We start from the raw sequence: 655 nt of genomic DNA, 5'->3' as shown, positions 1-655 counted from the left end.
AAGAGAAATATCGTCATAAAGTGTCTCTTGATTCCCTTTGACGGCTAAGCAATAATCTGCCTTACCTTTAATAATAGTATCAACAATAGCAGTCTGTGTGCCCATTGCGTCTATGGTAACAATGCTTTTACGGATATCAATCGTCCGCAATAACTGAGGAATGGCAACAATTTCATTACTTTTCTCCTCAACCGCTACCTGTCCCAAACTAAGATGATGACCTCCATCATAAGCCGTTACAATATGAACAGGCTTCTGATTTTTACCACGACTACCTCGAATCGTTTTACCATCCACTGATATCAGTTGATGAACCGCATCTAAACTTGTCAATGATTGTTCAAATTGAACTTTAAGCTCTTTTAAACGGTCTGAATTAACAAGACTAACCACACGCTCCAAGGTATCATGAGATGGACAACCATCACTCAAATCAACATAGGTCGCAAGCAATGGTTCATTCATTTCAATAAAATCTTCCATTTCTTTCCAAGTTTCAATCCCTGCTAACTGACAAACGAAGACAAGAAATAGAATGGTTGATAAGGGGTAGCGAATTTTCCAAGATTGACGACTATCCAATTCACCTGCGCAATCATCAATAGAAACAATAAAATCAATCATCGTAGTCACCTCATCTATAGTGTACTACTTT

Annotated in this window: 1 protein-coding gene; it reads right to left on the bottom strand. The window is 38.0% G+C overall.

The window, feature by feature from the left end; genetic code table 11:
* Positions 1-624, bottom strand: a 624-nt coding sequence (locus tag ACMZ6U_RS10645) for an ISAs1 family transposase (protein ID WP_416108375.1), incomplete at its 3' end; no start/stop codon positions are given.
* Positions 625-655 lie beyond the last annotated feature (31 nt).

The organism is Streptococcus pluranimalium (assembly GCF_047785745.1).
GTDB lineage: Bacteria > Bacillota > Bacilli > Lactobacillales > Streptococcaceae > Streptococcus > Streptococcus pluranimalium_B.
This window is presented reverse-complemented; position numbering and strand designations above follow the sequence as displayed.